This is a genomic window from Nocardioides aromaticivorans (assembly GCF_013408525.1).
GTDB lineage: Bacteria > Actinomycetota > Actinomycetes > Propionibacteriales > Nocardioidaceae > Nocardioides > Nocardioides aromaticivorans.
On the sequence record NZ_JACBZM010000001.1, the window covers coordinates 3,630,997 to 3,655,150 of the forward strand.

General features: G+C 72.2%; 24 protein-coding genes and 2 tRNA genes. 15 read left to right on the forward strand and 11 right to left on the reverse strand.

Annotated elements, in window-relative coordinates:
- Positions 1-8: 8 nt before the first annotated feature.
- The gene (locus BJ993_RS17440) at positions 9-962 is read left to right on the forward strand and encodes a pirin family protein (protein WP_036540803.1); all 954 of its coding nucleotides are present in this window, start codon (positions 9-11) and stop codon (positions 960-962) included.
- Positions 963-999: 37 nt separating this feature from the next.
- The gene (locus BJ993_RS17445; protein WP_179650237.1) at positions 1,000-2,898 is read left to right on the forward strand and encodes a penicillin acylase family protein; all 1,899 of its coding nucleotides are present in this window, start codon (positions 1,000-1,002) and stop codon (positions 2,896-2,898) included.
- Here the strand turns inward: BJ993_RS17445 and BJ993_RS17450 are convergent.
- Entirely contained in the window at positions 2,853-3,731 is an 879-nt protein-coding gene (locus BJ993_RS17450; protein WP_036540810.1) for a helix-turn-helix domain-containing GNAT family N-acetyltransferase, read from the reverse strand. The two genes, BJ993_RS17445 and BJ993_RS17450, sit on opposite strands and share 46 nt — an antisense overlap.
- Positions 3,732-3,822: 91 nt before the next feature.
- Here BJ993_RS17450 and BJ993_RS17455 point away from each other — a divergent pair, with 91 nt between their 5' ends.
- The gene (locus tag BJ993_RS17455) at positions 3,823-4,005 is read left to right on the forward strand and encodes a hypothetical protein (protein WP_036540813.1); all 183 of its coding nucleotides are present in this window, start codon (positions 3,823-3,825) and stop codon (positions 4,003-4,005) included.
- A gap of 51 nt (positions 4,006-4,056) precedes the next feature.
- Here BJ993_RS17455 and BJ993_RS17460 read toward each other — a convergent pair.
- Both BJ993_RS17460 and orn read right to left on the reverse strand, forming a co-directional pair.
- Positions 4,057-4,129, reverse strand: a tRNA-His gene (locus tag BJ993_RS17460).
- Positions 4,130-4,177: 48 nt separating this feature from the next.
- Positions 4,178-4,813 (reverse strand): oligoribonuclease, encoded by a 636-nt coding sequence (gene orn, locus BJ993_RS17465; RefSeq protein WP_036540815.1) that lies wholly within the window; start codon positions 4,811-4,813, stop codon positions 4,178-4,180.
- Positions 4,814-4,896: 83 nt separating this feature from the next.
- Here orn and BJ993_RS17470 point away from each other — a divergent pair, with 83 nt between their 5' ends.
- The 4 genes from BJ993_RS17470 to BJ993_RS17485 are packed head-to-tail and all read left to right on the forward strand — an operon-like array spanning position 4,897 to position 8,354.
- A complete protein-coding gene (locus BJ993_RS17470) occupies positions 4,897-5,391 on the forward strand; it encodes a MauE/DoxX family redox-associated membrane protein (RefSeq protein WP_051931390.1) in 495 nt (164 codons plus the stop codon).
- Positions 5,391-6,137 carry a DsbA family protein gene (locus BJ993_RS17475; RefSeq protein WP_179650238.1) on the forward strand — a complete coding sequence of 249 codons (747 nt, stop codon included), beginning with the start codon at positions 5,391-5,393 and terminating at the stop codon, positions 6,135-6,137. Before BJ993_RS17470 ends, BJ993_RS17475 begins: the two co-directional genes overlap by 1 nt.
- An 18-nt stretch (positions 6,138-6,155) precedes the next feature.
- A complete protein-coding gene (locus BJ993_RS17480) occupies positions 6,156-7,184 on the forward strand; it encodes an adenosine deaminase (RefSeq protein WP_308645614.1) in 1,029 nt (342 codons plus the stop codon).
- Positions 7,185-7,187: 3 nt separating this feature from the next.
- Positions 7,188-8,354, forward strand: a complete 1,167-nt coding sequence (locus tag BJ993_RS17485; protein ID WP_179650239.1) for an acyl-CoA dehydrogenase family protein — start codon at positions 7,188-7,190, stop codon at positions 8,352-8,354.
- 201 nt (positions 8,355-8,555) lie between these two features.
- Here BJ993_RS17485 and BJ993_RS17490 read toward each other — a convergent pair.
- A tRNA-Arg gene (locus tag BJ993_RS17490) sits at positions 8,556-8,631 on the reverse strand.
- A 77-nt stretch (positions 8,632-8,708) separates the two neighbouring features.
- Between BJ993_RS17490 and BJ993_RS17495 the strand changes: the two genes are divergently transcribed.
- Positions 8,709-9,224 carry a DUF4396 domain-containing protein gene (locus BJ993_RS17495; protein ID WP_179650240.1) on the forward strand — a complete coding sequence of 172 codons (516 nt, stop codon included), beginning with the start codon at positions 8,709-8,711 and terminating at the stop codon, positions 9,222-9,224.
- Complete coding sequence (locus BJ993_RS17500; RefSeq protein ID WP_179650242.1) at positions 9,221-9,361, forward strand: hypothetical protein; 141 nt, start codon at positions 9,221-9,223, stop codon at positions 9,359-9,361. The genes BJ993_RS17495 and BJ993_RS17500 overlap by 4 nt, the downstream gene beginning before the upstream one ends.
- 30 nt (positions 9,362-9,391) lie before the next feature.
- On the opposite strand, the gene BJ993_RS17505 is transcribed toward BJ993_RS17500, so the two are convergent.
- Together BJ993_RS17505 and BJ993_RS17510 are read right to left on the reverse strand one after the other, a co-directional pair.
- On the reverse strand, positions 9,392-10,738 hold the full coding sequence (locus BJ993_RS17505; protein ID WP_179652398.1) for an NAD-dependent malic enzyme: 1,347 nt from the start codon (positions 10,736-10,738) through the stop codon (positions 9,392-9,394).
- A gap of 116 nt (positions 10,739-10,854) precedes the next feature.
- The gene (locus BJ993_RS17510) at positions 10,855-12,294 is read right to left on the reverse strand and encodes an aminopeptidase P family protein (protein ID WP_036540829.1); all 1,440 of its coding nucleotides are present in this window, start codon (positions 12,292-12,294) and stop codon (positions 10,855-10,857) included.
- A 73-nt stretch (positions 12,295-12,367) separates the two neighbouring features.
- Between BJ993_RS17510 and BJ993_RS17515 the strand changes: the two genes are divergently transcribed.
- The 5 genes from BJ993_RS17515 (at position 12,368) to ettA (ending at position 19,147) form a co-directional block, all read left to right on the forward strand.
- Positions 12,368-13,489, forward strand: a complete 1,122-nt coding sequence (locus BJ993_RS17515; protein ID WP_036540831.1) for a PrsW family intramembrane metalloprotease — start codon at positions 12,368-12,370, stop codon at positions 13,487-13,489.
- On the forward strand, positions 13,486-15,246 hold the full coding sequence (locus BJ993_RS17520) for a GTPase domain-containing protein (protein WP_242530555.1): 1,761 nt from the start codon (positions 13,486-13,488) through the stop codon (positions 15,244-15,246). The genes BJ993_RS17515 and BJ993_RS17520 overlap by 4 nt, the downstream gene beginning before the upstream one ends.
- Positions 15,243-16,844: a GTPase gene (locus tag BJ993_RS17525; protein WP_308645615.1), complete on the forward strand. Its 1,602-nt coding sequence runs from the start codon at positions 15,243-15,245 to the stop codon at positions 16,842-16,844. The genes BJ993_RS17520 and BJ993_RS17525 overlap by 4 nt, the downstream gene beginning before the upstream one ends.
- A gap of 194 nt (positions 16,845-17,038) precedes the next feature.
- Positions 17,039-17,455, forward strand: coding sequence for a single-stranded DNA-binding protein (locus tag BJ993_RS17530; protein ID WP_179650246.1), 417 nt, complete (start codon positions 17,039-17,041; stop codon positions 17,453-17,455).
- Positions 17,456-17,464: 9 nt separating this feature from the next.
- Positions 17,465-19,147 (forward strand): energy-dependent translational throttle protein EttA, encoded by a 1,683-nt coding sequence (gene ettA, locus BJ993_RS17535; RefSeq protein WP_179650248.1) that lies wholly within the window; start codon positions 17,465-17,467, stop codon positions 19,145-19,147.
- Between the two features lie 176 nt (positions 19,148-19,323).
- Here the strand turns inward: ettA and BJ993_RS17540 are convergent, their stop codons facing one another.
- The 3 genes from BJ993_RS17540 to BJ993_RS17550 are packed head-to-tail and all read right to left on the reverse strand — an operon-like array spanning position 19,324 to position 21,688.
- A complete protein-coding gene (locus tag BJ993_RS17540) occupies positions 19,324-19,833 on the reverse strand; it encodes a MarR family winged helix-turn-helix transcriptional regulator (protein WP_179650250.1) in 510 nt (169 codons plus the stop codon).
- A 9-nt stretch (positions 19,834-19,842) separates the two neighbouring features.
- On the reverse strand, positions 19,843-20,433 hold the full coding sequence (locus BJ993_RS17545; protein WP_036540836.1) for a GNAT family N-acetyltransferase: 591 nt from the start codon (positions 20,431-20,433) through the stop codon (positions 19,843-19,845).
- A gap of 40 nt (positions 20,434-20,473) precedes the next feature.
- The gene (locus BJ993_RS17550) at positions 20,474-21,688 is read right to left on the reverse strand and encodes an acetyl-CoA C-acetyltransferase (RefSeq protein WP_179650252.1); all 1,215 of its coding nucleotides are present in this window, start codon (positions 21,686-21,688) and stop codon (positions 20,474-20,476) included.
- Positions 21,689-21,840: 152 nt separating this feature from the next.
- Between BJ993_RS17550 and BJ993_RS17555 the strand changes: the two genes are divergently transcribed.
- A complete protein-coding gene (locus tag BJ993_RS17555; RefSeq protein ID WP_179650254.1) occupies positions 21,841-22,743 on the forward strand; it encodes an acyl-CoA thioesterase in 903 nt (300 codons plus the stop codon).
- Between the two features lie 4 nt (positions 22,744-22,747).
- Here the strand turns inward: BJ993_RS17555 and BJ993_RS17560 are convergent, their stop codons facing one another.
- Both BJ993_RS17560 and BJ993_RS17565 read right to left on the reverse strand, forming a co-directional pair.
- Positions 22,748-23,533, reverse strand: coding sequence for an enoyl-CoA hydratase/isomerase family protein (locus BJ993_RS17560; RefSeq protein ID WP_036540841.1), 786 nt, complete (start codon positions 23,531-23,533; stop codon positions 22,748-22,750).
- A gap of 32 nt (positions 23,534-23,565) precedes the next feature.
- Positions 23,566-24,117: an RNA polymerase sigma factor gene (locus BJ993_RS17565; protein ID WP_179650256.1), complete on the reverse strand. Its 552-nt coding sequence runs from the start codon at positions 24,115-24,117 to the stop codon at positions 23,566-23,568.
- Between the last annotated feature and the right edge of the window lie 37 nt (positions 24,118-24,154).

The window sequence follows — 24,154 nt, forward strand, 5'->3', positions numbered from 1 at the left end:
TGGATCCCATGCCCGCGATCACCGTTGACGACCTCACCGTCCTGCCGCGCCTGAAGACGCCCGGCCTGGGTGACCAGCCGCGTCCGGTCTGGCAGGTGACCACCGCTCCGCAGGGCTACGAGGGGGAGGGCTTCCCGGTGCGGCGCGCGTTCGCCGGCATCGACATGAAGCACCTCGACCCGTTCATCATGATGGACCAGATGGGCGAGGTGGAGTACGCGCCCGGTGAGCCCAAGGGGACCCCGTGGCACCCGCACCGAGGCTTCGAGACCGTCACCTACATCATCGACGGCGTCTTCGAGCACCAGGACAGCCACGGCGGTGGCGGCACGATCACCAACGGCGACACCCAGTGGATGACCGCCGGCAGTGGCCTGCTGCACATCGAGACGCCGCCGGAGTGGCTGGTCCAGCAGGGCGGGCTCTTCCACGGCATCCAGCTGTGGGTCAACCTCCCGAAGTCCGACAAGATGAACGACCCCCGCTACCAGGACATCCGCTCCGGTGAGGTCGCGCTGCTGACGAGCGACGACGCCGGCTCGCTGGTCCGGGTCATCGCCGGCAGCGTCGACGGGCACGACGGCCCCGGGTCGACGTACAGCCCGATGTCGCTGGTGCACGCGACGATCGAGCCCGGCGCCCGCCTCGACCTGCCCTGGCAGGTCGACTACAACGCCCTGGTCTACGTCCTCAACGGCTCCGGCACGGTCGGTGCCACGGACGCACAGCCGGTGCGGATGGGCCAGACCGCGGTGCTCGGCGCGGGTGACTACGTCACGATCACGGCCGACGAGCGGCAGGAGAGCCGCTCGCCCAAGCTGGACGTGATCGTCGTCGGCGGCCAGCCGATCCGTGAGCCGATCGCGTGGGCAGGGCCGTTCGTCATGAACACCAAGGCCGAGGTCATGGCAGCCTACGAGGACTTCCAGAAGGGTCGCTTCGGCCTGCCGATCGGCGGCTGACGCCGGGGCCCGGGCCGCGGGCTCGTAGGGTCGGGCCATGGCCCGGCTGTTCCGTGACGCGTACGGCGTGCCGCACCTGCGTGCGGACTCGGTGACCGACCTGGCGCACGGTCAGGGCCGGGTCACCGCCCACGACCGCGCCTGGCAGCTGGAGTGGCTGCGCCTGCGGGCGACGAGCGGGACCGCGGCGGTCGTCGGCGGCGAGGTCGCGCAGGCGTGGGACGCCTTCGCCCGCGGGGCGCGTCTGGAGGAGACCGCGCGGCGCGCGTACGACGGCTGCACGCCCGAGACGCAGGCCTTCACGCGTGCGTACGCCGCCGGCGTCAACGCCGGCCTCGCCGCGTCCGGCCCGGCGGCGGTGCCCGAGCTCGCCCACCTGGGCCAGGTGCCGGGGGAGTGGGAGCCGTGGACCCCGATGGCCACCTTCCTCGCCCAGCAGGTGCTCTTCGGGACGATCGGCTCGCAGCTGTGGGACCGCCTGGCGCGTGAGGTGCTCGGCGACGACGCCCGCCTGCTGAGCCACGAGGGTCCGCAGGCCGCCGGCAGCAACGCCTGGGTCGCCGGGGGAGGGCGCACCGCCTCGGGCTTCCCGCTGATCGGGGGCGACCCGCACCGCAACCTCGAGCAGCCGGGGGTCTACCAGCAGGTGCGCCTCGTGTGCGAGGACCCGGACGACAGCTTCGACGTCCTCGGCTACACCTTCGTCGGCGTGCCGGGCGTCCAGCACTTCGCGCACGCGAGCGAGGTGGCGTGGGCGATCACCAACGCCTGTGCGGACTACCAGGACGTCGTCGAGGACGGCTCGGGACTGCCGCTCGGCAACGGGCTCTCGGTGCGGACGGCGTCCTGGGTGCTCGGCGCGCTCGGGTTCGACGCGCTCCTGCCGCTGCTGCGGGCCCGCACCGTGGACGACGTCGACCGCGCCTTCGACCACTGGGTCGAGCCGGTCAACAACCTCGTGATCGCCGACCGCGGCGGTGCGCTGCGCTACCGGATCGCCGGCCGGGTCCCGGTCCGCGACGACGCCGGGGAGTGGGTCGGCTGGCTCGGCGAGCCGAACCGTGCCGACGCCGGCCCCGACGGCGTCCTCGTCACGGCCAACGAGCGCCGCGGCCCGGAGAGCGCCGCGGTGGGCTCGTCGTTCTCCCCGCCGTACCGCGCCGAGCGGATCCGCGCCCTGCTGGGCGATCGGGTCGGGCTCACCGCGGAGGACTTCGCGGCGATCCACGACGACGCCCTGCTCCCGACCGTCGGCCTCCTGTCCCGGCTCGTGCCCGGCGCGTTCGACGACTTCGACGGCGTGATGGCGGCGGACTCCGCGCCTGCCGCGCGCTTCGCGGCCTGGCGTTCCGCGCTGGTACGACGCCTCGCCGCCGAGCCGGCCCTCGCCGGCCTCCTCGCTCCCGGGCCGGCGCACGACCACGGCCCGCTCTTCGCCTGGTCGATGGATCCCGTGGTGCACCTCGGCCTGGCCCTGCCGACCCTCGCCGCCGAGGCGCTGGCCGGGCGAGCGCCGTTCGGGATCGACCTGCCGGCCCTGGCCCGCGCCGCGCTCGACGACATCGCCGGCGCCGATCTCCCGGCGAGTTGGGGCGAGACCCATGTCGCGCAGCCGACCCATGCGCTCGCCGAGGCCGGCTTCGACGCGGGGATCCCGCTCCTGCCGGTCTCCGGTGACCAGGACGCCGTCCGCACGATGGGCTCGTGGCCGGGCATCACCGACGCGGCGACCCGCGGCGCGGTCGCCCGCTACGTCTGGGACCTGGCCGACCGCGGCGCCGGTGGATGGGTCGTGCCGACCGGTGCGTCAGGCCTGCCCGGGCCGCACCACGCCGACCAGCTGCGTCCGTGGCTCGAGGGCCGGCTCCTGCCGATCGTGACCGACTGGGATCAGCTGGTCGAGGACAGCGCCTTCGCGAAGAACGCCTCCGCGTAGGGGTTGTCGTTGTAGCGCTCGACCCGGTCGTAGCCCGCGCGCTCGTACATCGCGATCGCCTCGAGCAGGGTCCCGTTGGTGTCGAGCACGACCCGCACGTAGCCCTGCGCCCGAGCGAGGTCTTCGAGGTGGCGCAGCATCCGCGACCCGAGGCCGGCGCCTCGCCAGTCGCCGTCGACCCACATCCGCTTGATCTCGGCCGTGCCGTCGCCGGCCGCCGGCAGCGGCCGGATGCCGCCGTAGGCCACCGGCGCCCCGTCGGAGGTCGCGATGACGTACGTCGCCCCGGGCTCCGGCGTGTCCGGCCCGCCGGGGTCGAACCCGCCCGGGAAGCGCTCGTCCAGCTCGGCGAAGTAGCGCCGGGTCGCCTCGCGTGCGGCCGGGTCGTCGCTGGCGACCTCGCGGAGGCGGACCGTGGCCGCCCGCACCAGCAGGTCCGCCGTGGCCAGCGCCCCGGCGAGCCGCTCCTGCTGGCGAGGGGTCAGGGGAGCGACCAGCGAGCCGGCGCGCTCCTCGGAGCGACGCTCCAGGTCGTCGTACGCCTGGCGCCCGGCCGGCGTGAGCTCGACCAGCCGGCGCCGCCGGTCGGCGTCGTCGACGACGGTGGCGACCAGGCCGTCGTCCTCGAGCCGGCGCAGCATCCGCGAGAGGTGGCCCGAGTCGAGGTCGAGGAGCTCGCGCAGGTCGCGCACCCCGACCGGTCCGGTGCTGCCGATCTCGAACAGCAGCCGCGACACGGCGAGGGGGCGGCCGGAGCCGAGGAAGGACTCGTCGAGCACGCCGATGCGCTGCGTGTAGGTGCGGTTGAAGCGGCGCAGGACCTCCGTGAGCATTCTCTGACCTTAGTCAGACAATGTTGCGAGGTGCAACGTCGCTCGGCGGCGTAGTGTGGTGCTCCCTCGTCTCGGAAGACTGGAGCCCGTCATGGTCTGGTTGTACGTCGCCCTCGCACTCGTCGTCGTCCTGGCGGCCGGGTTCCTCTACGACCGCCGTCGCCGTGCGGTCATCCGTGGCGACAGTGCGTCGCGCCACCGCGACCTGGGCCGGGCCGTCGAGCACGACAACAGCGGGCTCGAGCGCCGCATCCGCGGCGGACAGGGACTCTGAGGACGAATGCAGATCGGCCGGGCTCAGAGGAGCCCGGCCGATCTGTCTCGGGGTGAGTAACGGGACTTGAACCCGCGACATCTGCGACCACAACGCAGCGCTCTACCAGCTGAGCTATACCCACCATGACCCCGAAGGGCCGGGCAAGAGTGTAGACGCAGTCCGCTCCGAATCAGGAATCGGTGTCGGGATGTGTCGCGCCGAGCCCGGTGATCGAGCCGCCGTGGCGGGCCGCGGCCTCCTTGGCCGCATCACTGTCCGGGCCGGGGAGCGGGACGAAGACGGTGTCGCGGTAGTAGCGCAGCTCCTCGATGCTCTCCTGGATGTCGGCGAGCGCGCGGTGGTTGCCCCGCTTGGTGGGGGCGTTGAAGTACGCCCGCGGGAACCAGCGCTTGGACAGCTCCTTGATCGAGGAGACGTCGACGATGCGGTAGTGGAGGAAGCCGTCGAGCTCGGCCATGTCGCGGGCGACGAAGCCGCGGTCGGTGGCGACCGAGTTGCCGGCGAGCGCGGGCCGGCTGTCGGGAGCGCAGTGCTCGCGCAGGTAGGCCATCACCTGCTCCTCGGCCTCGCGGAGGGTCACGCCCTTCTCCAGCTCGGCGAGCAGGCCAGAGGTCTCGTGCATGTTCCGGACGAAGTCGATCATCTGGTCGAGCGCCTCGGCGGGGGGCTTGATGATGACGTCGACGCCGTCGCCGAGGACGTTGAGGTCGAAGTCGGTCACCAGGGCCGCGATCTCGATGAGGGCGTCGTTGCGGAGGTCGAGCCCCGTCATCTCGCAGTCGATCCAGACCAGTCGTTCGTTCACGATGGTGCACCCTACGCCTGCTCGCCGACGGCCGTGCGCGTGCTCTCAGGTCCCGCTCAGAGGCGGCCACTACTCTCGGCCGCGTGAACGGAACACTGGCCTGGGTGGGCCTGCTCGCCCGGCTGGTGACCGGAGGTGTGTGGCTCGTCGCGGGCGCGCTCAAGATCACCGAGCCGGACGCGAGCATCAACGCGGTCCGCGCCTACCAGCTGCTGCCGTCGTCGCTCGCGGAGGCGGTCGGGCTGGCGCTGCCGGGCATCGAGGTCGTCATCGGTCTCGCGCTCGTGGTGGGCGTGTTCACCCGCGGCGCGGCGGTGCTGTCCGCGCTGCTGTTCGCGGCGTTCATCATCGGCATCGCGTCGGTGTGGGCGCGGGGGATCGAGATCGACTGCGGCTGCTTCGGCGGTGGCGGCGCCGACCCGGGCGCGTCCTCGGCGTACCCGTGGGAGATCGCGCGCGACGCGGCCCTGCTGGCGGCGTCCGTCCTCGTGGTGTGGGTACGACGAACCCGGCTCGCCCTCGATTCCGTACTGTTCGAACCACGCGCCACCGGCGCTGCTGAAGGAGATGGGAACTGATGGCGTCCGACAACTCGAAGGCCACCGCACGCGCGCAGAAGGCGGCTGCGGAGCGGGCCGCGCAGGCGAAGCGGGAGGCCCGGCGCCGGATCCTCACCATCGGTGGCGTCGTGCTCGCGATGGTCATCATCATCGGCGGCTCGGTCGCCTTCAGCCTGGTGAAGAAGAACGAGAGCGACAAGAAGCTCGAGGACGCCGCCAGCGGCCGCAGCGACTACGGCGTGACGATCGGCCCGGACGACGCGCCCAACAAGGTGGTCATCTACGAGGACTTCCTCTGCCCCTACTGCGGTGAGCTGGAGAAGCGCACGCGCGACGACCTCGCCGAGCTGGCCGCGGACGACAAGGTCCAGGTGGAGTACCGGCCCTTCGACCTGCTCAGCCAGCTCGGTGACTACCCGATCCGGGCCGCGAGCGCCTTCTCCGTGGTGCTCGAGAAGTCCGGCCCGGAGGTGGCCAAGAAGTTCCACGACCTGCTCTACGAGAACCAGCCCTCCGAGAAGGACCCGGGCGCCGTGACCAACGACGACCTGGTCGACCTCGCCGTGGAGGCGGGGGCGAAGGAGGCCGACGTCGCGGACGCGATCCGCAACGTCAGCAACGAGGACTGGGTGACCGAGGCGACCGCCGAGGCGCAGAAGGCCGGCGTCTCCAGCACTCCGACGATCCTTCTCAACGGCAAGGTGTTCGACGACGGACGCACGGTCGACGACCTCGCGGAGAACCTGATCGCGGCCCTCGACTGACGGTCCTAGGGTGGGACCGTGCTGAGTTCCTTCATCGCCGGCCTGCCCAAGGCCGAGCTCCATGTCCACCACGTCGGCTCGGCCTCGCCGCGCATCGTCTCCGAGCTCGCCGAGCGCCACCCGGGCACGGTTCCCTCGGACCCCGCCCTGCTGAAGGACTTCTTCGCGTTCCGCGACTTCGCCCACTTCATCGACGTCTACCTCGCGGTCGTCGACCTGGTCCGCACCCCGGAGGACGTGCGCTACCTGACCTACGAGATCGGCCGCGAGCTCGCCGAGGGCCAGGCCGTCCGGTACGCCGAGCTCACCTGCACGCCGTACACGTCGGTCCTGCCCGACGACCCGGACCGGGGCATGCCGATCGAGGCCTACACGGAGGCGATCGAGGACGCCCGGGTCGCGGCCGAGCGCGACTTCGGCCTGGTGCTGCGCTGGATCTACGACATCCCGGGGGAGTCGGGCCTCCCGGCAGCCGACGCGACGCTGCGCTTCGCGCTCGACCACGCGCCCGAGGGGCTGGTCGCCTTCGGCCTCGGCGGTCCCGAGATCGGCGTGCCGCGCGGGCAGTTCGTCCCGCACTTCGCCGCGGCCCGCGCGGCCGGCCTGCACTCGGTCCCGCACGCCGGCGAGACGACCGGGCCCGAGACCATCTGGACCTCGCTGCGCGACCTCGGCGCCGAGCGGATCGGTCACGGCACGTCGGCGGCCGCGGACCCCGCGCTGCTGGCCTACCTCGCCGAGAACCGAATCCCCCTGGAGGTCTGCCCGTCGTCCAATGTCGCCACCCGTGCCGTGGCCTCGCTCGCCGAGCACCCGCTGCCGGTGTTCGTGGAGGCCGGCGTCGTGGTGACGATCAACTCCGACGACCCGCCGATGTTCGGGACCACCCTCAACCGGGAGTACGAGATCGCGGCCGACCTCCTCGGCCTCGACGAGGCCGGCGTGGCCGAGCTCGCCCGGGCCGGGGTCGGTGCGTCCTTCGCTCCCGACGACGTGAGGGCCCGGCTGGTCGGCGAGATCGACGGGTACGTCGGGGCGGGGGTCTGAGCCGTGCCGCAGTCACCCTTCGAGCTCTTCAGCATCGACTCCCTCCTGTCGGAGGAGGAGATCGCGATCCGCGACACCGTGCGGTCCTTCGTCGAGGCGAAGGCGCGCCCGCACCTCGCCGACTGGTACGAGTCGGCGTCGATCCCCGCCCGCGACCTGGCCCGTGAGCTCGGCGGGCTGGGCCTGCTCGGCATGCACCTCGAGGGCTACGGCTGCGCCGGCACCAGCGCCACCGCCTACGGCCTGGCCTGCCTCGAACTCGAGGCCGCCGACTCCGGCGTGCGCTCGCTGGTCTCGGTCCAGGGCTCGCTCGCGATGTACGCGATCTGGAAGTGGGGGTCCGACGAGCAGAAGGAGGAGTGGCTGCCGCGGATGGCCGCCGGCGAGGCGATCGGCTGCTTCGGCCTGACCGAGCCCGACTTCGGCTCCAACCCCGCCGGGATGCGCACCCGCGCGGTTCGCGACGGCGACGGGTGGGTGCTGACCGGCAACAAGATGTGGATCACCAACGGCTCGGTCGCCGACGTCGCCGTCGTGTGGGCGCAGACCGACGAGGGCATCCGGGGGTTCGTCGTGCCGACCGACACGCCGGGCTTCAGCGCGCCCGAGATCAAGAAGAAGATGTCGCTGCGCGCGTCGGTGACCTCCGAGCTGGTCCTGGACTCGGTCCGCCTGCCCGGCTCGGCGGTGTTCCCGGAGGTGCGTGGCCTGCGCGGCCCGCTCTCCTGCCTGAGCGAGGCCCGCTTCGGCATCGTGTTCGGGGCGCTCGGTGCCGCCCGCGACTGCCTCGAGGTGGCGATCTCCTACGCACGCGAGCGGGAGATCTTCGACAAGCCGCTGGCGTCGTACCAGCTCACGCAGGCGAAGCTGGCCGACATGAGCCTCGAGCTCGGCAAGGGCATGCTGCTGGCCCTGCACCTGGGCCGGCTCAAGGACGCCGGCAGGCTGCACCCCGACCAGGTCAGCCTCGGCAAGCTCAACAACGTCCGCGAGGCCATCGCGATCGCTCGCGAGTGCCGCACCATCCTCGGCGCCGCGGGCATCACGCTGGAGTACCCGATCATGCGCCACGCCAACAACCTCGAGTCCGTGCTGACCTACGAGGGCACCAGCGAGGTGCACCAGCTCGTCATCGGCCGGGCCCTGACGGGGGAGGCCGCCTTCCGCTGAGGGCCCCCGGGAAGGCGTCAGCCCCGCGAGGCTCATACCTCCCGCGGGGCCATCTCCTTTGTACGACGCCGAGGTGACGGGCCGGGGGAGGCGCGCCGTCGTCCGGGTGACACCCGGTCGAATCAGCTGCGGACCGCCACGATCGCGAGTCGGGCGGGTGAGCGTGACCGATGGACCACTCTCGCCCACCCGACTGCGCGATGGCGCCCCCGGCAGGAGTCGAACCCGCAACCCTCGGAGTAGAAATCCGCTGCGCTATCCATTGCGCCACGGGGGCCGTGGCCCGAGGGTATCGCCCGTCCGCTCGGACGAGCATCTTGGAATATACCCATGGGGGGTATATGTTCCCGAGTCATGAACCCACGCAACGCCATCGCAGCCAGCGCGACCCTGCACTGCCTGACCGGCTGCGCCATTGGTGAGATCGCCGGACTGATGATCGGTACGGCGGTCGGGCTGTCCAGCGGGCAGACGATCGTCCTGGCGGTGGGGCTGGCCTTCGTGTTCGGCTACCTGCTGTCGTCGCTGCCGCTGGTCGGCGCGGGCATGTCCTTCGGGCGGGCGCTGCGGCTCGTCCTGGCGGCCGACACGATCTCGATCATCGTGATGGAGGTCGTCGACAACGCGGTGATGGCCGCGATCCCCGGCGCGATGGAGGCGGGCCTGGTCGACCCGGTGTTCTGGATCGGCATGATCATCGCCCTCTCGGCGGCGTTCGTCGCGGCCTTCCCCGTCAACCGGTACCTCATCGACCGCGGCAAGGGGCACGCCCTGCACCACGCCCACCACGGTGGCCACGACGGCCACGACGGCGCTGACCACGCCTCGCACGAGGGTCACGCGCCCCACGGAACGGAGCACCACGGATGAACGTCAACACCCTCGCCGCCGGCGTGATCGGCTTCCTGCTCGGCGGGCTCGTCGTGTCGACCGCAGCCTCCCTGGAGGACGACGACGCGGAGCCGGCCCACGGCGTGGACCGACCCGCCGTCGTCAGCGTGCGCTGAGCCCCGCGCCGCAGCGGGCGCGGACCCCCGTCACTCCGGCTTGTGGGCGATGGCGGCGGCCACCGCGTGGTGCACCTCGGGGTGGAACACCGACGGCATGATGAAGCTCGCGTTGAGCTCGTCGTCGCGCACCACGTGGGCGATCGCGTCGGCGGCCCGCAGGCACATCTCGACGGTGACCTCGTGCGCGCGGGCGTCGAGCAGGCCACGGAAGACGCCGGGGAACGCGAGCACGTTGTTGATCTGGTTGGGGAAGTCCGAGCGGCCCGAGGCGACGACGGCGGCGTACTTGGCAGCCTGCGCGGGGTCGACCTCGGGATCGGGGTTCGCCAGCGCGAACACGACCGGGTCGTCCGCCATGGTCGAGATCCACTCGGGCTTGAGGATGCCGGGCGCGCTGACGCCGATGAAGACGTCGGCGCCGACGAGGACGTCCTGCAGGCCGCCGCTGCGACCGTCCTTGTTGGTCAGCGAGGCGAGCTCCCGGTGGGCGGCCGACAGGCCGGCGTCACCGGCGACCAGCGCGCCGTTGCGGTCGACGACCACGACGTCCTGCACGCCGGCGGCCAGCAGCAGCTTGACGATCGCCGTACCGGCGGCGCCCGCGCCCGAGACCACGACCCGGGCGGTCCCGATCTCCTTCTTCACCACGCGCAGCGCGTTGGTGAGCGCGGCGAGCACCACGATCGCCGTACCGTGCTGGTCGTCGTGGAAGACCGGGATGTCGAGGCTCTCGCGCAGGCGGGCCTCGATCTCGAAGCAGCGCGGCGCGGCGATGTCCTCGAGGTTGATGCCGCCGAAGCCGGGCGCGATCAGCTCGACCGCGCGCACGATCTCGTCGGTGTCCTGGGTGTCGAGGCAGATCGGCCACGCATCGATCTCGCCGAAGCGCTTGAACAGCGCCGCCTTGCCCTCCATCACCGGCAGCGCCGCGCCGGGGCCGATGTTGCCGAGGCCCAGGACCGCCGAGCCGTCGGTCACGACGGCGACCGTGTTGCCCTTGATCGTCAGGCGCCGCACGTCGTCGGGGTTCTCGTGGATCGCCATCGAGACCCGCCCCACGCCCGGCGTGTAGGCGAGCGACATGTCGTCACGCGTCTTCAGCGGGACCTTCGAGGCCACCTCGATCTTGCCGCCGAGGTGGATCAGGAAGGTCCGGTCGGAGACCTTGTGCACTTCCACGCCCTCGACCGCGGCGACCGCGGTCTGCAGCTCGGCCGCGTGCTCCGCGTCCGCCGCCGAGCAGGTGACGTCGACCGTGAGCCGGTTGCTGCTCGACTCCGCGACGTCGATCGCCGTCACCATGCCGCCCGCTCCCGCGATGGCGGTCGCGACCTCGCCCACGACGCCGTGGTCGACGGTCGTGTGGAGGCGCATGGTGATGGAGTACGACGAAGCGGTGGCGGTCTTCTTGGGCACGGGTCGAGTGTTGACCCTCGGGAGGGTTACTCGGAAGTCACCGCAACGTAGTGCTCATAGTGTTCACGGGCGGGTCACCCGCGCAGCGCGCCCATCCACTCCTCGATGGCGTCCGGCGTGCGGGGGAGAGCGGCGGAGAGGTTCGCGACCCCGTCGGCGGTGACGACCACGTCGTCCTCGATCCGGATGCCGGTGCCGCGCAGCTCCTCGGGGACGAGCAGGTCGTCGGCCTGGAAGTAGAGGCCCGGCTCGACGGTGAGCACCATCCCCTCGACCAGGTCCGCGTCGCGGTAGGCCTCGGGCGCCGCGTGGCCGCAGTCGTGCACGTCCATGCCGAGCATGTGGCTGACGCCGTGGAGGGTCCAGCGGGCGTAGACCTTCGAGTCGGGCGACAGGGCCTCCTCGACGGGCACGGGCAGCAGGCCGAGGTCGGCGAGCCCGTTGGCGAGCACGACCATCGCCGCATCGTGACCGGCGAGGAACTTCGCGCCCGGGCGCAGCGCCGCGATCGCGGCGTCCTGTGCCTGCAGCACCAGGGTGTAGAGGTCGCGCTGGAGGGTGGTGAACGTGCCGCTCACCGGCAGCGTCCGGGTGATGTCGGCCGTGTAGAGGTTGGGGTTCTCGACGCCCATGTCGAGCAGGATCAGGTCGCCCGGTACGACGGCGCCGGAGTTCTCGATCCAGTGCAGGGTCGTCGCGTGGGAGCCGTTGGCGACGATCGAGTCGTAGCCGATGTCGTTGCCCATCGCCCGCGCCCTGCGGAAGAAGGTGCCCTCGAGCCAGCGCTCACCGTGCTCGAGGACCCGGTCCCACTCGCGGACACTGTCCTCGAAGCCGAGCGTCGTGGCGTCGATCGCCGCCTGCAGCTGCCCGACCTCCCAGTCGTCCTTGACCAGGCGGAGCTCCGAGAGGACCCGCGCGAGCTCGGTGTCGCGTCCCTCGTCGGCGGCGACCAGGCCGTCGACCACGGGAGAGACGCCGCGGTGGACGCGGGTCTTCGTGCCGCTGCCCAGGGCGCCGGGGAGCTCGTCGACGTGGCGCACCTCGATGCCGAGGGCGGCCGACAGCTCGTCGGCCGACGGGCGCTTGCCGGCCCACAGGGCGCCGTACTGCCGGTCACGGAAGAACTCGTCGCTCTCGCGCCCCGCGCGCGGGCGCGCGTAGAGGACGGACGAGCCGTCCGGCTCGACGACCAGCACCGCGTCGGAGGTCTGGTTGCCGCACAGCCAGGTGTGGGCGGTGTCGGGGCGGAAGCGGTAGTCGGTGTCGTAGGCACGCACCTTGTAGCCGCCGCCCGGCAGCACGAGACGCTCGCCCGGGAAGGCCTCGGCGAGACGGCGCCTGCGGTCGACGGACAGGTCGGCCAGCGGGTGGCGCTCGACCTCGGTCGGCCGGTCGTCCCAGCCGGTGCGCATGAAGGCGGCGTAGGCCTCGGGGACCGCCGGGTCGTGCTGCTCGGTCTTGAGCTGCTCGGCCGGCGCGGAAGGGGTGCTCTGGGGGGTGTCCTCGGTCACCTTTCTCACTGTACGCCGCGTCCGGACTTTGCCGATCAGGGGTTGACGGACGCCTCCCGATAGGCTTCCGCCCATGTCAATGGGCCCTCGCAACAGTGTTGCCTTCACGGTCGTCGTGACCGTGGCGGTCACTGTCGGGGCCCTGCTGACCCTGATGGTCCTCGCCCTCTCCGGAGCGCCCGGCACGACCCTGCTCGCCACCGCCCTCGCCGCACTGCCGGTCGGCCCGGTGCTGGCGGCGTACCTCTGGCTCGACCGGTACGAGCCCGAGCCGCGGATCCTGCTCGTCGCGGGCCTGGCGTGGGGCGCCTTCGTGGCCACCATGGCGGCCATCGTCATCCAGGGTGTCGGCGGTCTGTTCGTCACCTTCACCGACACCGCGTCCCTCGCCCTCGCGGCGCCGGTGGTCGAGGAGGCCAGCAAGGGCCTCTTCCTGCTCCTGCTGCTGTGGTGGCGGCGCGCCGAGGTCGACGGGATCCTCGACGGGATCGTCTACGCCGGGATGGTCGGCGTCGGCTTCGCCTTCACCGAGAACATCCTCTACCTGGCGGCGGCCTGGAACGGCACCGACGGGATGGGCCCGGGCGGCTTCGGGGCGGTCACCGGGACCTTCGTGCTGCGCTGCCTGTTCAGCCCGTTCGCGCACCCGCTCTTCACCGCCTTCACCGGCATCGGGATCGGCATCGCCGTGGGCTCGCGCAGCCGGTCGGTCCGTGTGCTGGCCCCGGTCGGCGGGTACCTCGCCGCCGTGCTCGCCCACGGCCTCTGGAACGGCTCCTCGGTCTACGGCTTCGGCGGCTTCGTGGTCGTCTACGCGGTGATCATGCTCCCGGCCTTCATCGGCGTGGTCGCCCTGGCCTGGTGGGCGAGGGAGACCGAGGCGCACGTGCTGCGCATGGCGCTCACCGACGCCGCCGGGCGCGGACTGCTCCCCGCGACCGACATCGGATGGGTGGTGGACCTGCGGGCCCGCCGCGAGGCCCGCCGACACGCACGCCGCGACGGCGGCCCGGCCGCCGAGCGCGCGATGCGCGACTACCAGCAGGCGGCCATCGAGCTCGGCTTCCTGCACCACCGCCTGCTGCGCGGCACCGCACCGCGTGACTGGCAGGCGCGTGGCCAGGACTTTCTCGGTCGCATCCAGGCGGCTCGGCCTCGGATCGCGTTCCCCGGACAGGTGGTACCCCAGCGATGACCCCCGGACACCAGGCACCGACAGGTGCCGACCTCCCCGGCGTGGGCCCCGACGACGGCCGCATGCTGACCGAGGTCGTGCGCCTGCACGGCGCGCTCAAGGCCGCGCCCCTGCCCCTCGACCTCCCCGGCGTGAGCGCGCTGCGCATCGGCCGCGACCACGTCATCGAGCAGCTCGAGGACTACGTCATCCCGCGGCTCACCGAGATCGAGGCGCCGATGCTCGTCGTCGTCGGCGGCTCGACCGGCGCCGGCAAGTCGACGCTGGTCAACACCCTCGTCGGCCACAAGGTCACCACGCCCGGCCTGCTGCGGCCGACCACCAAGTCGCCCGTCCTGGTGCACCACCCCGACGACGCCCGCTGGTTCGGCGCCGACCGCCTCCTGCCGGAGCTGGCCCGGGTGCAGCAGGCGACCGACGACCAGTCCGCGATCCAGCTCGTCGCGAGCCCGCAGGTGCCGCGCGGCCTGGCGATCCTCGACGCGCCCGACGTCGACTCCGTCGACGAGCGCAACCGTGAGCTCGCCGCCCAGCTGCTCGCCGCCGCCGACCTCTGGCTCTTCGTCACCTCGGCGGCCCGCTACTCCGACCAGGTGCCGTGGGACCACCTCAAGGTCGCGGTCGACCGCAACACCGCGGTCGCGCTCGTCCTGAGCCGCACCCCGGCCGACGACGTCGCGACCGTGTCCGTGCACCTCGCCCGGATGATGGCCGCGCGCGGCCTCAAGGACAGCCCGCTGTTCGCGGTGGCGCAGGGCGTCGTCAGCGACGAGGGGCTCCTGCCGACGTCGTACGCGGCGGAGATCCGGGGCTGGCTCGAGGCGCTCGCCGCCGACGCCGCCGCCCGGCGCGAGGTCGTCAACCAGACGGTCGCCGGCGCGGTGCGCACGGTCACCCGCAAGGCGTTCCCGATCGCCGACGCCGCCGGCCTCCAGGTCGCCGCCGTCGGCGACCTGCTCGCCGCCGCCGACAAGGTCTACGACGACGCGCAGGCCGGGCTCGTCGCGGCCGGCTCGGACGGCACCCTCCTGCGCGGCGACCTGCTCGCCCGCTGGCAGGAGTTCGTGGGCAGCGGCGAACTGGTGCGCTCCCTGGAGGCCAAGGTCGGCTTCGTGCGCGAGCGGCTCGTCAACGCGATCAAGGGCAAGCCCCAGCAGGCCGAGCGCGTCGCGGTCTCGATCGAGATGGCCGTCGAGGCACTCGTCGTCGACCACGCCGAGCGGGCCGCCGAGAAGGCTGCGGGGGAGTGGCGTGCCGAGGAGTACGGCGCCGCGCTGCTCGCCTCGACCGACGACGACCTGACCCGCGCCGGCCGCGGCCTGCGCAACCGGGCGACGCAGGAGGTGCGCGGCTGGCTCGACGAGCTCCAGGAGTTCGTCCGTCACGAGGCCGGCGACGCGCGGCACAGCGCCCGCTTCCTCGCCCTCGGCGTGCGGGGACTCTCCGTCGCGCTGGCGGTCGTCGCCCTCGCCGGTGACGAGCCGCAGGGCCAGGCCGCCGAGTCGGTCCGGCTGGGCCGCTCGCTGCTGGACACGATCCTCGGTGCGGGCGCGGCGGGCCGGGTGGTCGACCAGGCCCGCGGCACGCTCGCGCGCCGGCTGACGACCCTGATGGGTGCCGAGCGGGCCCGCTACCTCGCGCCCGCGGCGCAGTGGGAGCTGAAGCCCGATGCGGCCGACCAGCTGCGCCAGGCGGCGCGGCGCGTGGACGACCTGCGGTTCGCCGCGGCGAAGAAGGGAACGGGTGGACACCTGTGACGGATGGTCTCGAGACGGAGGCGACCGGACTGGGCGACCTCGCCACGCGCGGCACGCCCATCGGTGAGCGGGTCGACGGCCTCGGCGACGCCGTGCTGGCGGCGCGGGGCCGGGTGCCCGACGAGCTGCTCGACGAGGTCGCGGCCGCCGCGGACCGGGCCACCGGCCGGCTGAAGCTGTCCGCCCGCCACACCGTGGTCGCGATCGCGGGCGCGACGGGGTCGGGCAAGTCGTCGACGTACAACGCGCTCACCGGCCTCGAGCTGTCGTCGGTGGGCATCCGCCGCCCGACGACCTCGTGGGCGACGGCCGTCGTCTGGGGGAGCCAGGGCGCCGAGGAGCTCCTCGACTGGATCGGCATCCCGCCGCGCCACCAGACCATGCGGGACTCGATGCTCGACACCCGGCGCGAGGACAGCTCGTTCGACGGCGTCGTCCTGCTGGACCTGCCCGACCACGACTCGACCGAGGTCTCCCACCACCTCGAGGTCGACCGGCTCATCGCCGTCGCCGACCTCATGGTGTGGATCCTGGACCCGCAGAAGTACGCCGACGCCGCCGTGCACGACCGCTACTTCAAGCCGATGGCGACCCACCAGGGCGTCATGCTGGTGGCGCTCAACCACATCGACACGGTGCCGCCGGAGCGACGCCAGACCATGGTCGACGACGTCCGCCGCCTGCTCGCCGAGGACGGCCTGCCGGACGTGCAGGTGCTCGGCATCTCGGCCAAGGAGGGCATCGGCATGGCCGAGCTCCGCGCCGAGATCCAGCGCCGGGTTCAGGACAAGCGCAGCACGACCGCCCGGGTCGAGGCCGACATCGCCGCGGCCGCCGGTCGCCTCGAGGCGGCCGCCGGCTCCGCCCCGGTGCGGGAGCTGCCCGCGAAGCGCTTCGATGAGCTCGAGGAGGCGGTGGCCGACGCGGCCGGCGTCTCGGCGGTCGTCGACGGCATCGAGCGAACCCTCGGCAGCCGGGCCCGCGGCGCGGTGACCTGGCCGCCGCTGCTGCTCCTCGGCCGCGGCGGCGGTGACGGCGAGGGGATCGACGCCGATCCGCGGATCGCCCCGCTCGACCGGGCGAGCGTCGACACCGCCGTCCGCGGGCTCGCCGACGAGGCCGGTGACGGCGTGGGCGAGGGCTGGGCCCCGCACGTGCGCGCCGCCGCGACCGGGCACCTGGCCGAGGTGGGCGACCGCCTCGACCGCGAGCTCGGCAAGGTCGACCTCGGCGTCCGGCTCCCGTTCTGGCTCAACCTGGTCCGGCTGCTGCACTGGCTCCTGCTGCTGGCCGCCGTCGGCGGCCTCGGCTGGTGGGGCTACGCCGCCGTCCGCGGTACGACGGACGACCTCCAGCAGGTCGCCGGGTTCCCGCTGCCGGCGGTCGTCGGCGTCGCCGGCCTCGTGCTCGGGATCGTGCTCGCGATCGTCGGGCGCAGCCTGGTCGGCGGCCTGGCCCGCGGGCGTGCCGAGTCCGCCGACGAGCGGCTCCGCGCCGTGGTGCACGAGGTCGTCGATGCCGATGTGGTGCAGCCGGTGAACCGCGAGGTCGCCGCCTACGCGAGCTTCCGCCGCGGGATCGCGGCCGCGCGTCCCTAGCCGCGCGCCCCGCTCGACCGCCACGACGGCCCCTGCTGACCCAGCAGGGGCCGTCGTGCATCCACAACCCGGCACCGTGCGGTGGTTCCTCCACAGGCCGCGGCGGCGGGGGCGACGTGCGTCGTACCCGGGGAGTGGACTGTCCCCTCGACCGGCCACACGGGTGGCCGGACCGAGAGATCAGGAGCTCCGAGATGGCCAACGAGACGATCGTGACGGTGCAGGGGTGGGTCGCCGGCATCCCGATGGTGCGCGAGGTGGGCGGCGTGCCGGTGATCAACTTCCGGGTCGGCTGCACGCCGCGTCACTTCCACCGCGGATCCAACAGCTGGGTCGACGGCCCGACACAGTGGTACGGCGTGAGCGGCTGGCGCCGCCTCGCGACGCACGCCGGGACCTCGCTCAAGCAGGGCGACGCCGTCGTCGTGCACGGACGGCTCAACCACCGCACGTACGTCAACAAGAGCGGTGTCGAGGTCCTGGCGATGGAGATCGAGGCGTTCACGGTCGGCCACGACCTGACCCGCGGCACGGCGTCGTTCACGAAGGCCCCCTCCGCCGGCGTGCCGGCTGCCGACCCCGGCCAAGGAGGTGCGCCTGCTGCTGCGTAGGCTTGGCAGGTGGCTGAATACGTCCTCTCCCTGCGCAACGTTCGCAAGGCCCATGGCGACAAGGTCGTCCTCGACAACGTGACGCTGTCGTTCCTCCACGGCGCCAAGATCGGCGTCGTCGGACCGAACGGCATGGGCAAGTCGTCGCTGCTCAAGCTGATGGCCGGGCTCGACCAGCCCAACAACGGCGACATCGTCCGCGACCCCGATGCCACGGTCGGCATGCTCCAGCAGGAGCCGCCGCTGACCGAGGGCAAGACGGTCCTGGAGAACGTCGAGGAGGCCGTCGCCGACACCAAGGCGAAGATGAAGCGCCTCGAGGACGCCTACATGGAGATGGGCGACCCCGACGCCGACCAGGACGCCCTGATGGCCGAGACCGGCGAGCTGCAGACCGAGCTCGACAACATCAACGCCTGGGACCTCGACAGCCGCCTCGAGCAGGCGATGGACGCCCTGCGCTGCCCGCCCTCCGACGCCCTCGTCGACAACCTGTCCGGTGGTGAGCGTCGCCGCGTCGCGCTGTGCAAGCTCCTCCTCCAGCAGCCCGACCTGCTGCTCCTCGACGAGCCCACCAACCACCTGGACGCCGAGTCCGTGCAGTGGCTCGAGGGCCACCTGAAGTCCTACCCGGGTGCCGTCCTGGCCGTCACCCACGACCGCTACTTCCTCGACAACGTCGCCGAGTGGATCGCCGAGGTCGACCGTGGCTCGATCCACGGCTACGAGGGCAACTACTCGACGTACCTCGAGACCAAGAAGGAGCGCCTCAAGGTCGAGGGCGCCAAGGACGCCAAGCGCGCCAAGATGCTCGAGAAGGAGCTGGAGTGGGTGCGCTCCAACGCCAAGGCGCGCCAGACCAAGTCCAAGTCGCGTCTGGCCCGCTACGAGGAGCTGGCGGCCGAGGCCGACAAGGCCCGCAAGATCGACGCGGCCGACATCAACATCCCGCCGGGTCCGCGCCTGGGTGACATCGTCCTCGAGGCCGAGCACCTCACCAAGGGCTTCGAGGACCGGATCCTCTGGAACGACATCTCCTTCACGCTGCCGCGGGCCGGCATCGTCGGCGTCGTCGGCCCCAACGGCGTCGGCAAGACCACCCTCTTCCGGATGATCACCGGCGGCGAGGAGCCCGACTCCGGCAAGCTGACCGTCGGCCAGACCGTGAAGATCTCCTATGTCGACCAGAGCCGTGGCGGCATCGACCCGAACAAGAACGTCTGGGAGGTCGTCTCCGACGGCCTGGACTTCATCAAGGTCGCCAACTTCGAGATGAACAGCCGCGCCTACGTCGCGTCGTTCGGCTTCAAGGGCCCGGACCAGCAGAAGAAGGCCGGCGTGCTCTCCGGTGGTGAGCGCAACCGCCTCAACCTGGCCCTCACGCTCAAGCAGGGCGGCAACATGCTGCTGCTCGACGAGCCGACCAACGACCTCGACGTCGAGACCCTGTCCTCGCTCGAGGACGCGCTGCTCGACTTCCCGGGCTGTGCCGTGGTCACCTCCCACGACCGCTGGTTCCTCGACCGGATCGCCACCCACATCCTCGCCTGGGAGGGCACGGAGGAGAACGAGGGCGAGTGGTTCTGGTTCGAGGGCAACTTCGCGTCGTACGAGGAGAACAAGATCGAGCGCCTCGGCCTCGAGGCCGCCCGTCCGCACCGCGTCACGCACCGCCGCCTCACCCGCGACTAGTTGTCTGGCACGAGCGCGTCTACGCTCCGGCGGGGGCAGCAAGCTGCCGTCGCTGCGCTCCCGCCGCGCTGCCGCACCGCAGTCGCGTTCCGTAGGTCAAGCCGTGGACTGGCGGCAAGCCGACAGTCCTCGAGCGGGTGCGCGAGTGTGTCACCCGGGTCCGCCCCGGGCGCGGGCTACCTCAGCTCGCGCTCCGGGTGGGCGTCGATCAACCGGTCGCAGACCGCGTCCATGACGCGGCCGAGCGCGTCGAGGTCCTCGGGCGCCACGAGGTCGATGAGTGACTGGCGCACGGTCTCGACGTGGCTCGGCGCCGCCGTGCGCAGCATGGCGTAGCCGTCATCGGTGAGCCGGCAGACGACCCCGCGTCCGTCGTCGAGGGAGCCGGTGCGCCGCACCAGCCCGCTTCCCTCCATCCGCTTCACCGTGTGGGTCACCCGACTACGGCTGTGCGCCAGCGCCGCGGCGAGCTGGGCCATGCGCAGCTGGCCGTCGGCCTCGGAGAGGCGGACGAGGATCTCGTACTCGACGGCCGACAGGCCGTGGTCGCGACGGAGGTCCTCGTCGAGCCGATCGAGGAGCAGCGTCGTCCCGAGCAGGAAGGCTCGCCAGGTCCGCTGCTGGTCCCGGTCGAGCCACCGCGGCTCGAGGCGGTGGGCCACGGCTGCGACACGCTCCTCGCTCATCGGGGCATTCTATGACTTCGCTGTGCGTCGCGGACGGAGGTCCTTGCGCATCACGACCCGCGGGTGGCCGCTGAGCACGGACGTGGTGTCGGCGGCGTGCTCGAAGCCCGCCGCCTCGAAGGTGGCGCGCAGGCCGGCGTAGGCCATCGTCAGGTCGACCTTCGCGGAGCCGTTGTCGAGCGGGTAGGCCTCGAGGACCGGTGCGCCGCCGTCACGCGCGAACTCGATCGCGCCCTCGACCAGCCGGTGGGAGATCCCCTGGCCGCGGTGCCCCGGCCGGACCCGGATGCACCAGACCGACCACACCGGCAGGTCGTCCACGTGCGGGATCTTGCGGTTGCGCGCGAACGTCGTGTCGGACCGCGGCGCGACGGCGGCCCAGCCGACCGGCACGTCACCGTCGTAGGCCAGCACGCCGAGGGGACCGTCCTCGAGCAGCTTCGCCACGAACGCGCCGCGCTCCTGGCCGCGCATCGTGTTGTTGACCTTCGAGGGGATCCGGTAGCTCAGGCACCAGCACACGCTGGCGTCGGGGCTCTTCGGGCCGACGAGCGCCTTCACGTCCTCGAAAACGGCGGCGGGCCGCACCTCGATGCTCATGCACCGAAAGGTACGGCCCGCCGCCGACAGGCTGGTCCGGTCAGGACATGCGCTCCAGGATCATCGCCATGCCCTGGCCGCCACCGACACACATGGTGATCAGGCCGGTGGACTTGTCGTGCCACTGCAGCGAGTTGATCAGCGTGTTCTGCAGGCGGGCGCCGGTCATGCCGAACGGGTGACCGACGGCGATCGCGCCGCCGTTGACGTTGAGCTTCTCGATCGGGATGCCGAGGTCCTCGGCGGAGGGCAGCACCTGCGCGGCGAAGGCCTCGTTGATCTCGGCGAGGTCGATGTCGTCGATCGACATGCCGGCGTGCTTGAGCGCGTTGCGGGTCGCCTCGACCGGGCCGAGGCCCATGATCTCGGGGGAGAGGCCGGAGACGCCGGTCGACACGATCCGGGCGAGCGGGGTCAGGCCCAGCTCGGCGGCCTTCGTGTCGGACATGATCACGACCGCGGCGGCGCCGTCGTTGAGGGCGCAGCAGTTGCCGGCGGTGACCACGCCGTCGGGGCGGAAGACCGGCTGCAGCTCGGAGAGGGCCTCGTAGGTGACGCCGGCGCGCGGGCCGTCGTCCTTGCTGACGACCGTGCCGTCGGCGAGGGTCACCGGGGTGATCTCGCGCTCCCAGAAGCCGTCCGCGATGGCCTTCTCGGCGAGGTTCTGCGAGCGGACGCCGAAGTGGTCGAGGTCCTCGCGCTTGAGGCCGCGGATGCTCGCGACGTTCTCGGCCGTCTGGCCCATCGCGATGTAGATGTCGGGGAGCAGGCCGTCCTCGCGCGGGTCGTGCCAGACCTTGCGGCCCTGGGCGTACTCCTCGGTGCGCACCTGGGCGTCGGCGAAGAGGGGGTTCTTGGTGTTCGGGATGTGGTCCGACGTACCGAACTGGAAGCGCGAGACGGTCTCGACACCGGCGGAGATGAACACATCGCCCTCGCCCGCCTTGATCGCGTGGAAGGCCATCCGCGAGGTCTGCACCGACGAGGAGCAGTAGCGGGTGATGGTCGCGCCGGGGATCTCGGTGCCCATCAGGGTGGTGACGATCCGCGCCATGTTGTTGCCGGCCTCGCCACCGGGCAGGCCGACGCCGAGGTAGAAGTCGTCGACGTCCTTCGGGTCGAGCGCGGGGACCTTGTCGAGGGCGGCCTGCGCGATGAACGCGGTGAGGTCGTCGGGGCGGAAGTCCTTCAACGAGCCCTTGTTCGCGCGGCCGATCGGGGTACGGGCGGCGGAAACAATGACGGCCTCGGGCATGGGCACTCCTCGGTGAGCGGTGGTAGTCGGAACCAGCACAGACTAGTAGGAGTGCATTGGAACAGGTTGCAGTCGTGGCGGACGCCACACTCCCGCCTGACGGGACGTGGTCACCCGCTCCGGCCCCGGTCCCCGCATGGAAGCATCGGGGCGTGCGGCACCGCTACGAATGCCCCCTGCGCTGGGCTGACCTCGACGTGCTCGGCCACGTCAACAACGTCCGATACGTCGACTACCTGCAGGAGGCGCGCAGCGCCTTGCTCCGGGCCTGCCTGCACGCGGCGGGCGTCGAGCGGCAGGAGGGCGTCGGGTACGTCGTCGTCCGGCACGAGGTGACCTTCCTGGCGCCGTTGCTGTTCCGCAGCAGCTCGGTCCTCATCGACTCGTGGGTCACCGAGATCCGGGGCGCGAGCTTCACCCTCGACCACGAGATCTTCCACGAGGCGGAGGACGGCGGCCGGGTCGTCTACGTGCGGGCCCGGACCGTGCTCGCGCCCTTCAGCCTCGAGTCCGGGCTGCCGCGCCGGATGGACGACGCGGCGCGGGCCGCCCTGGCGCCGTACGCCGAGGAGGGCGAGCGCACCCGCCCGCTCAAGGTCGACGTGCCGCGTGAGCACGCGGCGCACTACCCGGTCACGGTGCGCTTCTCCGACCTCGACATCTACCGTCACGTCAACAACGTCGTGTACTTCGAGTACTTCCAGGAGGCGCGGATCGCGCTCTTCGGCAAGCTGCGCGCGGCACTGCGGGAGTTCCCCCGGATCAACGTCGTCGTCGCCCAGACCGACCTCGAGTACGTCGCCCCGATCACCGCGCGCGCCGAGCCCTACGACTGCTGGTCGGTCGCGACCCGGATGGGCAACAAGTCGATGGTCATCGAGTCCGAGATCGTCGACGCCTCCGGAGCGGCGCCGCGCGACGGCGTGCTGGCGAGGTCGCGCGTGGTCCTCGTCTTCTTCGACGCGACGACGCAGCAGTCCGTGACCCCGCCGCCGGGCTACCGCGAGGCGATCGTCGACTCGTTGGGCGGACCGCTCGCCGTGCCGTCGGCCTGACGGCTCACCACCCGGGCGGGAGCCCGGTGAAGTCCGGCTCGCGACCCTCGGCGAACGCGCTCAGCGCCTCCAGGTTGGCCGGGCCGCCCATCAGCTCGGCGAAGGCGGCGTTCTCGCGGTCGCGGGCGTCGCGGATCGCGGCGCGGTGCGGCTCGGTCATGGCCCTCTTCACCGCGACGAGCGAGGAGATCGGCCGGCGGGCGAGCAGGCTCGCGTGCTCGCGGGCGACGTCGAGCAGGCGATCGGCCGGGCAGACCTGCCGGACGAGCCCCATCTCCCGGGCCTCCTCGGCTGAGACCCACTCGGCCGACAGCAGCATCCAGGCGGCGTCCTGGCGGCCCACCAGCGCCGGGAAGAGGTACGACGACGCGGCCTCCGGTGCCACCCCGAGGGACGTGAACGGGCACTTCAGTCGGGCATCGGCCGCGATGAAGGCCAGGTCGGCGAAGCCGAGGATCGTCGCGCCGATGCCCAGGCCGATGCCGTTGACGGCCACGACCAGCGGCTTGGGGAAGTCCACGAGGGCGTCGACGAGCCCGATGAAGCCGTGCTTGCCCCGCTCGAACGTCGGGTCGGTCGCCATCCGGTGCATCTCGAGCAGGTCGGTGCCGGCGCTGAACGCGCGCCCGGCGCCCGTCAGCAGCACCACGGCGACCTGCGGGTCGGTGGCCGCCTCGAGCAGCGCGTCCGCCGTGGCGTCGTACAGGGCCTCGTTGAACGCGTTGAGGGCGTCCGGCCGGTTGAGGACGAGCGTGCGGACGCGGTCCTGGTCGGACACCGTGAGGATCATGGGTCCAGACTAGAACGTGTTCTAGGGCTGCGTCACTCGGTGGTCGCGAGCGGCTCCGGCGCGAGGGCCGACCGCAGCCGGCGCAGCGCCCGGTGGCGCGCGACCCGCACCGCCACCGCCGTCATGCCCAGCGCGCTCGCCGTGCTGGCGACGTCGAGGTCGAGCACCTCCAGGCAGGCGATGACGTCGCGCTCGCGGGGCGGCAGGGAGGCCAGCGCCTGACGGACCCACTCGTCGGCGATCAGCCCGCCCTCGGGTCCGGCGACCGCCTCCTCGGCCTCGGCGGTGATCAGCTCGAGGCCGCGGGACCGGCTGCCGGAGCGGCGCCACGCGTTGGCGCCGTGGTTGCGGGCGATGCCGAACAGCCAGCCCCCGAAGTCGGCGGTGTCGCCGTGGAAGTCCGCGATCCGCTCGGCCGCCACCATCCAGGTCGCGGCCGCGAGGTCCTCGGGCGCCTCGGTCCCGGGCACCGTGCGCGCCTCCAGCCACAGCAGGAGGCGTCCGGCATGGGCGAGGTAGAGGTCGCGCCATGCCAGCGACTCACCGCGCTTGGCCGCGGCGACGCATTCGTCGTCGGCGCGCACTGACGTGTTCCACCCCTGCCTGCCCGTGGCGTCCCGA

What these genes read in the sequence shown, in the direction of transcription:
- BJ993_RS17440 (WP_036540803.1), top strand. Translation starts at nt 9, where the DNA reads ATGCCCGCGATCACCGTTGACGACCTCACCGTCCTGCCGCGCCTGAAG.
- BJ993_RS17445 (WP_179650237.1), top strand. Translation starts at nt 1,000, where the DNA reads ATGGCCCGGCTGTTCCGTGACGCGTACGGCGTGCCGCACCTGCGTGCG.
- BJ993_RS17450 (WP_036540810.1), bottom strand. Translation starts at nt 3,731, where the DNA reads ATGCTCACGGAGGTCCTGCGCCGCTTCAACCGCACCTACACGCAGCGC.
- BJ993_RS17455 (WP_036540813.1), top strand. Translation starts at nt 3,823, where the DNA reads ATGGTCTGGTTGTACGTCGCCCTCGCACTCGTCGTCGTCCTGGCGGCC.
- BJ993_RS17475 (WP_179650238.1), top strand. Translation starts at nt 5,391, where the DNA reads ATGGCGTCCGACAACTCGAAGGCCACCGCACGCGCGCAGAAGGCGGCT.
- BJ993_RS17495 (WP_179650240.1), top strand. Translation starts at nt 8,709, where the DNA reads ATGAACCCACGCAACGCCATCGCAGCCAGCGCGACCCTGCACTGCCTG.
- BJ993_RS17500 (WP_179650242.1), top strand. Translation starts at nt 9,221, where the DNA reads ATGAACGTCAACACCCTCGCCGCCGGCGTGATCGGCTTCCTGCTCGGC.
- BJ993_RS17505 (WP_179652398.1), bottom strand. Translation starts at nt 10,738, where the DNA reads ATGCGCCTCCACACGACCGTCGACCACGGCGTCGTGGGCGAGGTCGCG.
- BJ993_RS17515 (WP_036540831.1), top strand. Translation starts at nt 12,368, where the DNA reads ATGTCAATGGGCCCTCGCAACAGTGTTGCCTTCACGGTCGTCGTGACC.
- BJ993_RS17520 (WP_242530555.1), top strand. Translation starts at nt 13,486, where the DNA reads ATGACCCCCGGACACCAGGCACCGACAGGTGCCGACCTCCCCGGCGTG.
- BJ993_RS17530 (WP_179650246.1), top strand. Translation starts at nt 17,039, where the DNA reads ATGGCCAACGAGACGATCGTGACGGTGCAGGGGTGGGTCGCCGGCATC.
- BJ993_RS17540 (WP_179650250.1), bottom strand. Translation starts at nt 19,833, where the DNA reads ATGAGCGAGGAGCGTGTCGCAGCCGTGGCCCACCGCCTCGAGCCGCGG.
- BJ993_RS17545 (WP_036540836.1), bottom strand. Translation starts at nt 20,433, where the DNA reads ATGAGCATCGAGGTGCGGCCCGCCGCCGTTTTCGAGGACGTGAAGGCG.
- BJ993_RS17550 (WP_179650252.1), bottom strand. Translation starts at nt 21,688, where the DNA reads ATGCCCGAGGCCGTCATTGTTTCCGCCGCCCGTACCCCGATCGGCCGC.
- BJ993_RS17560 (WP_036540841.1), bottom strand. Translation starts at nt 23,533, where the DNA reads ATGATCCTCACGGTGTCCGACCAGGACCGCGTCCGCACGCTCGTCCTC.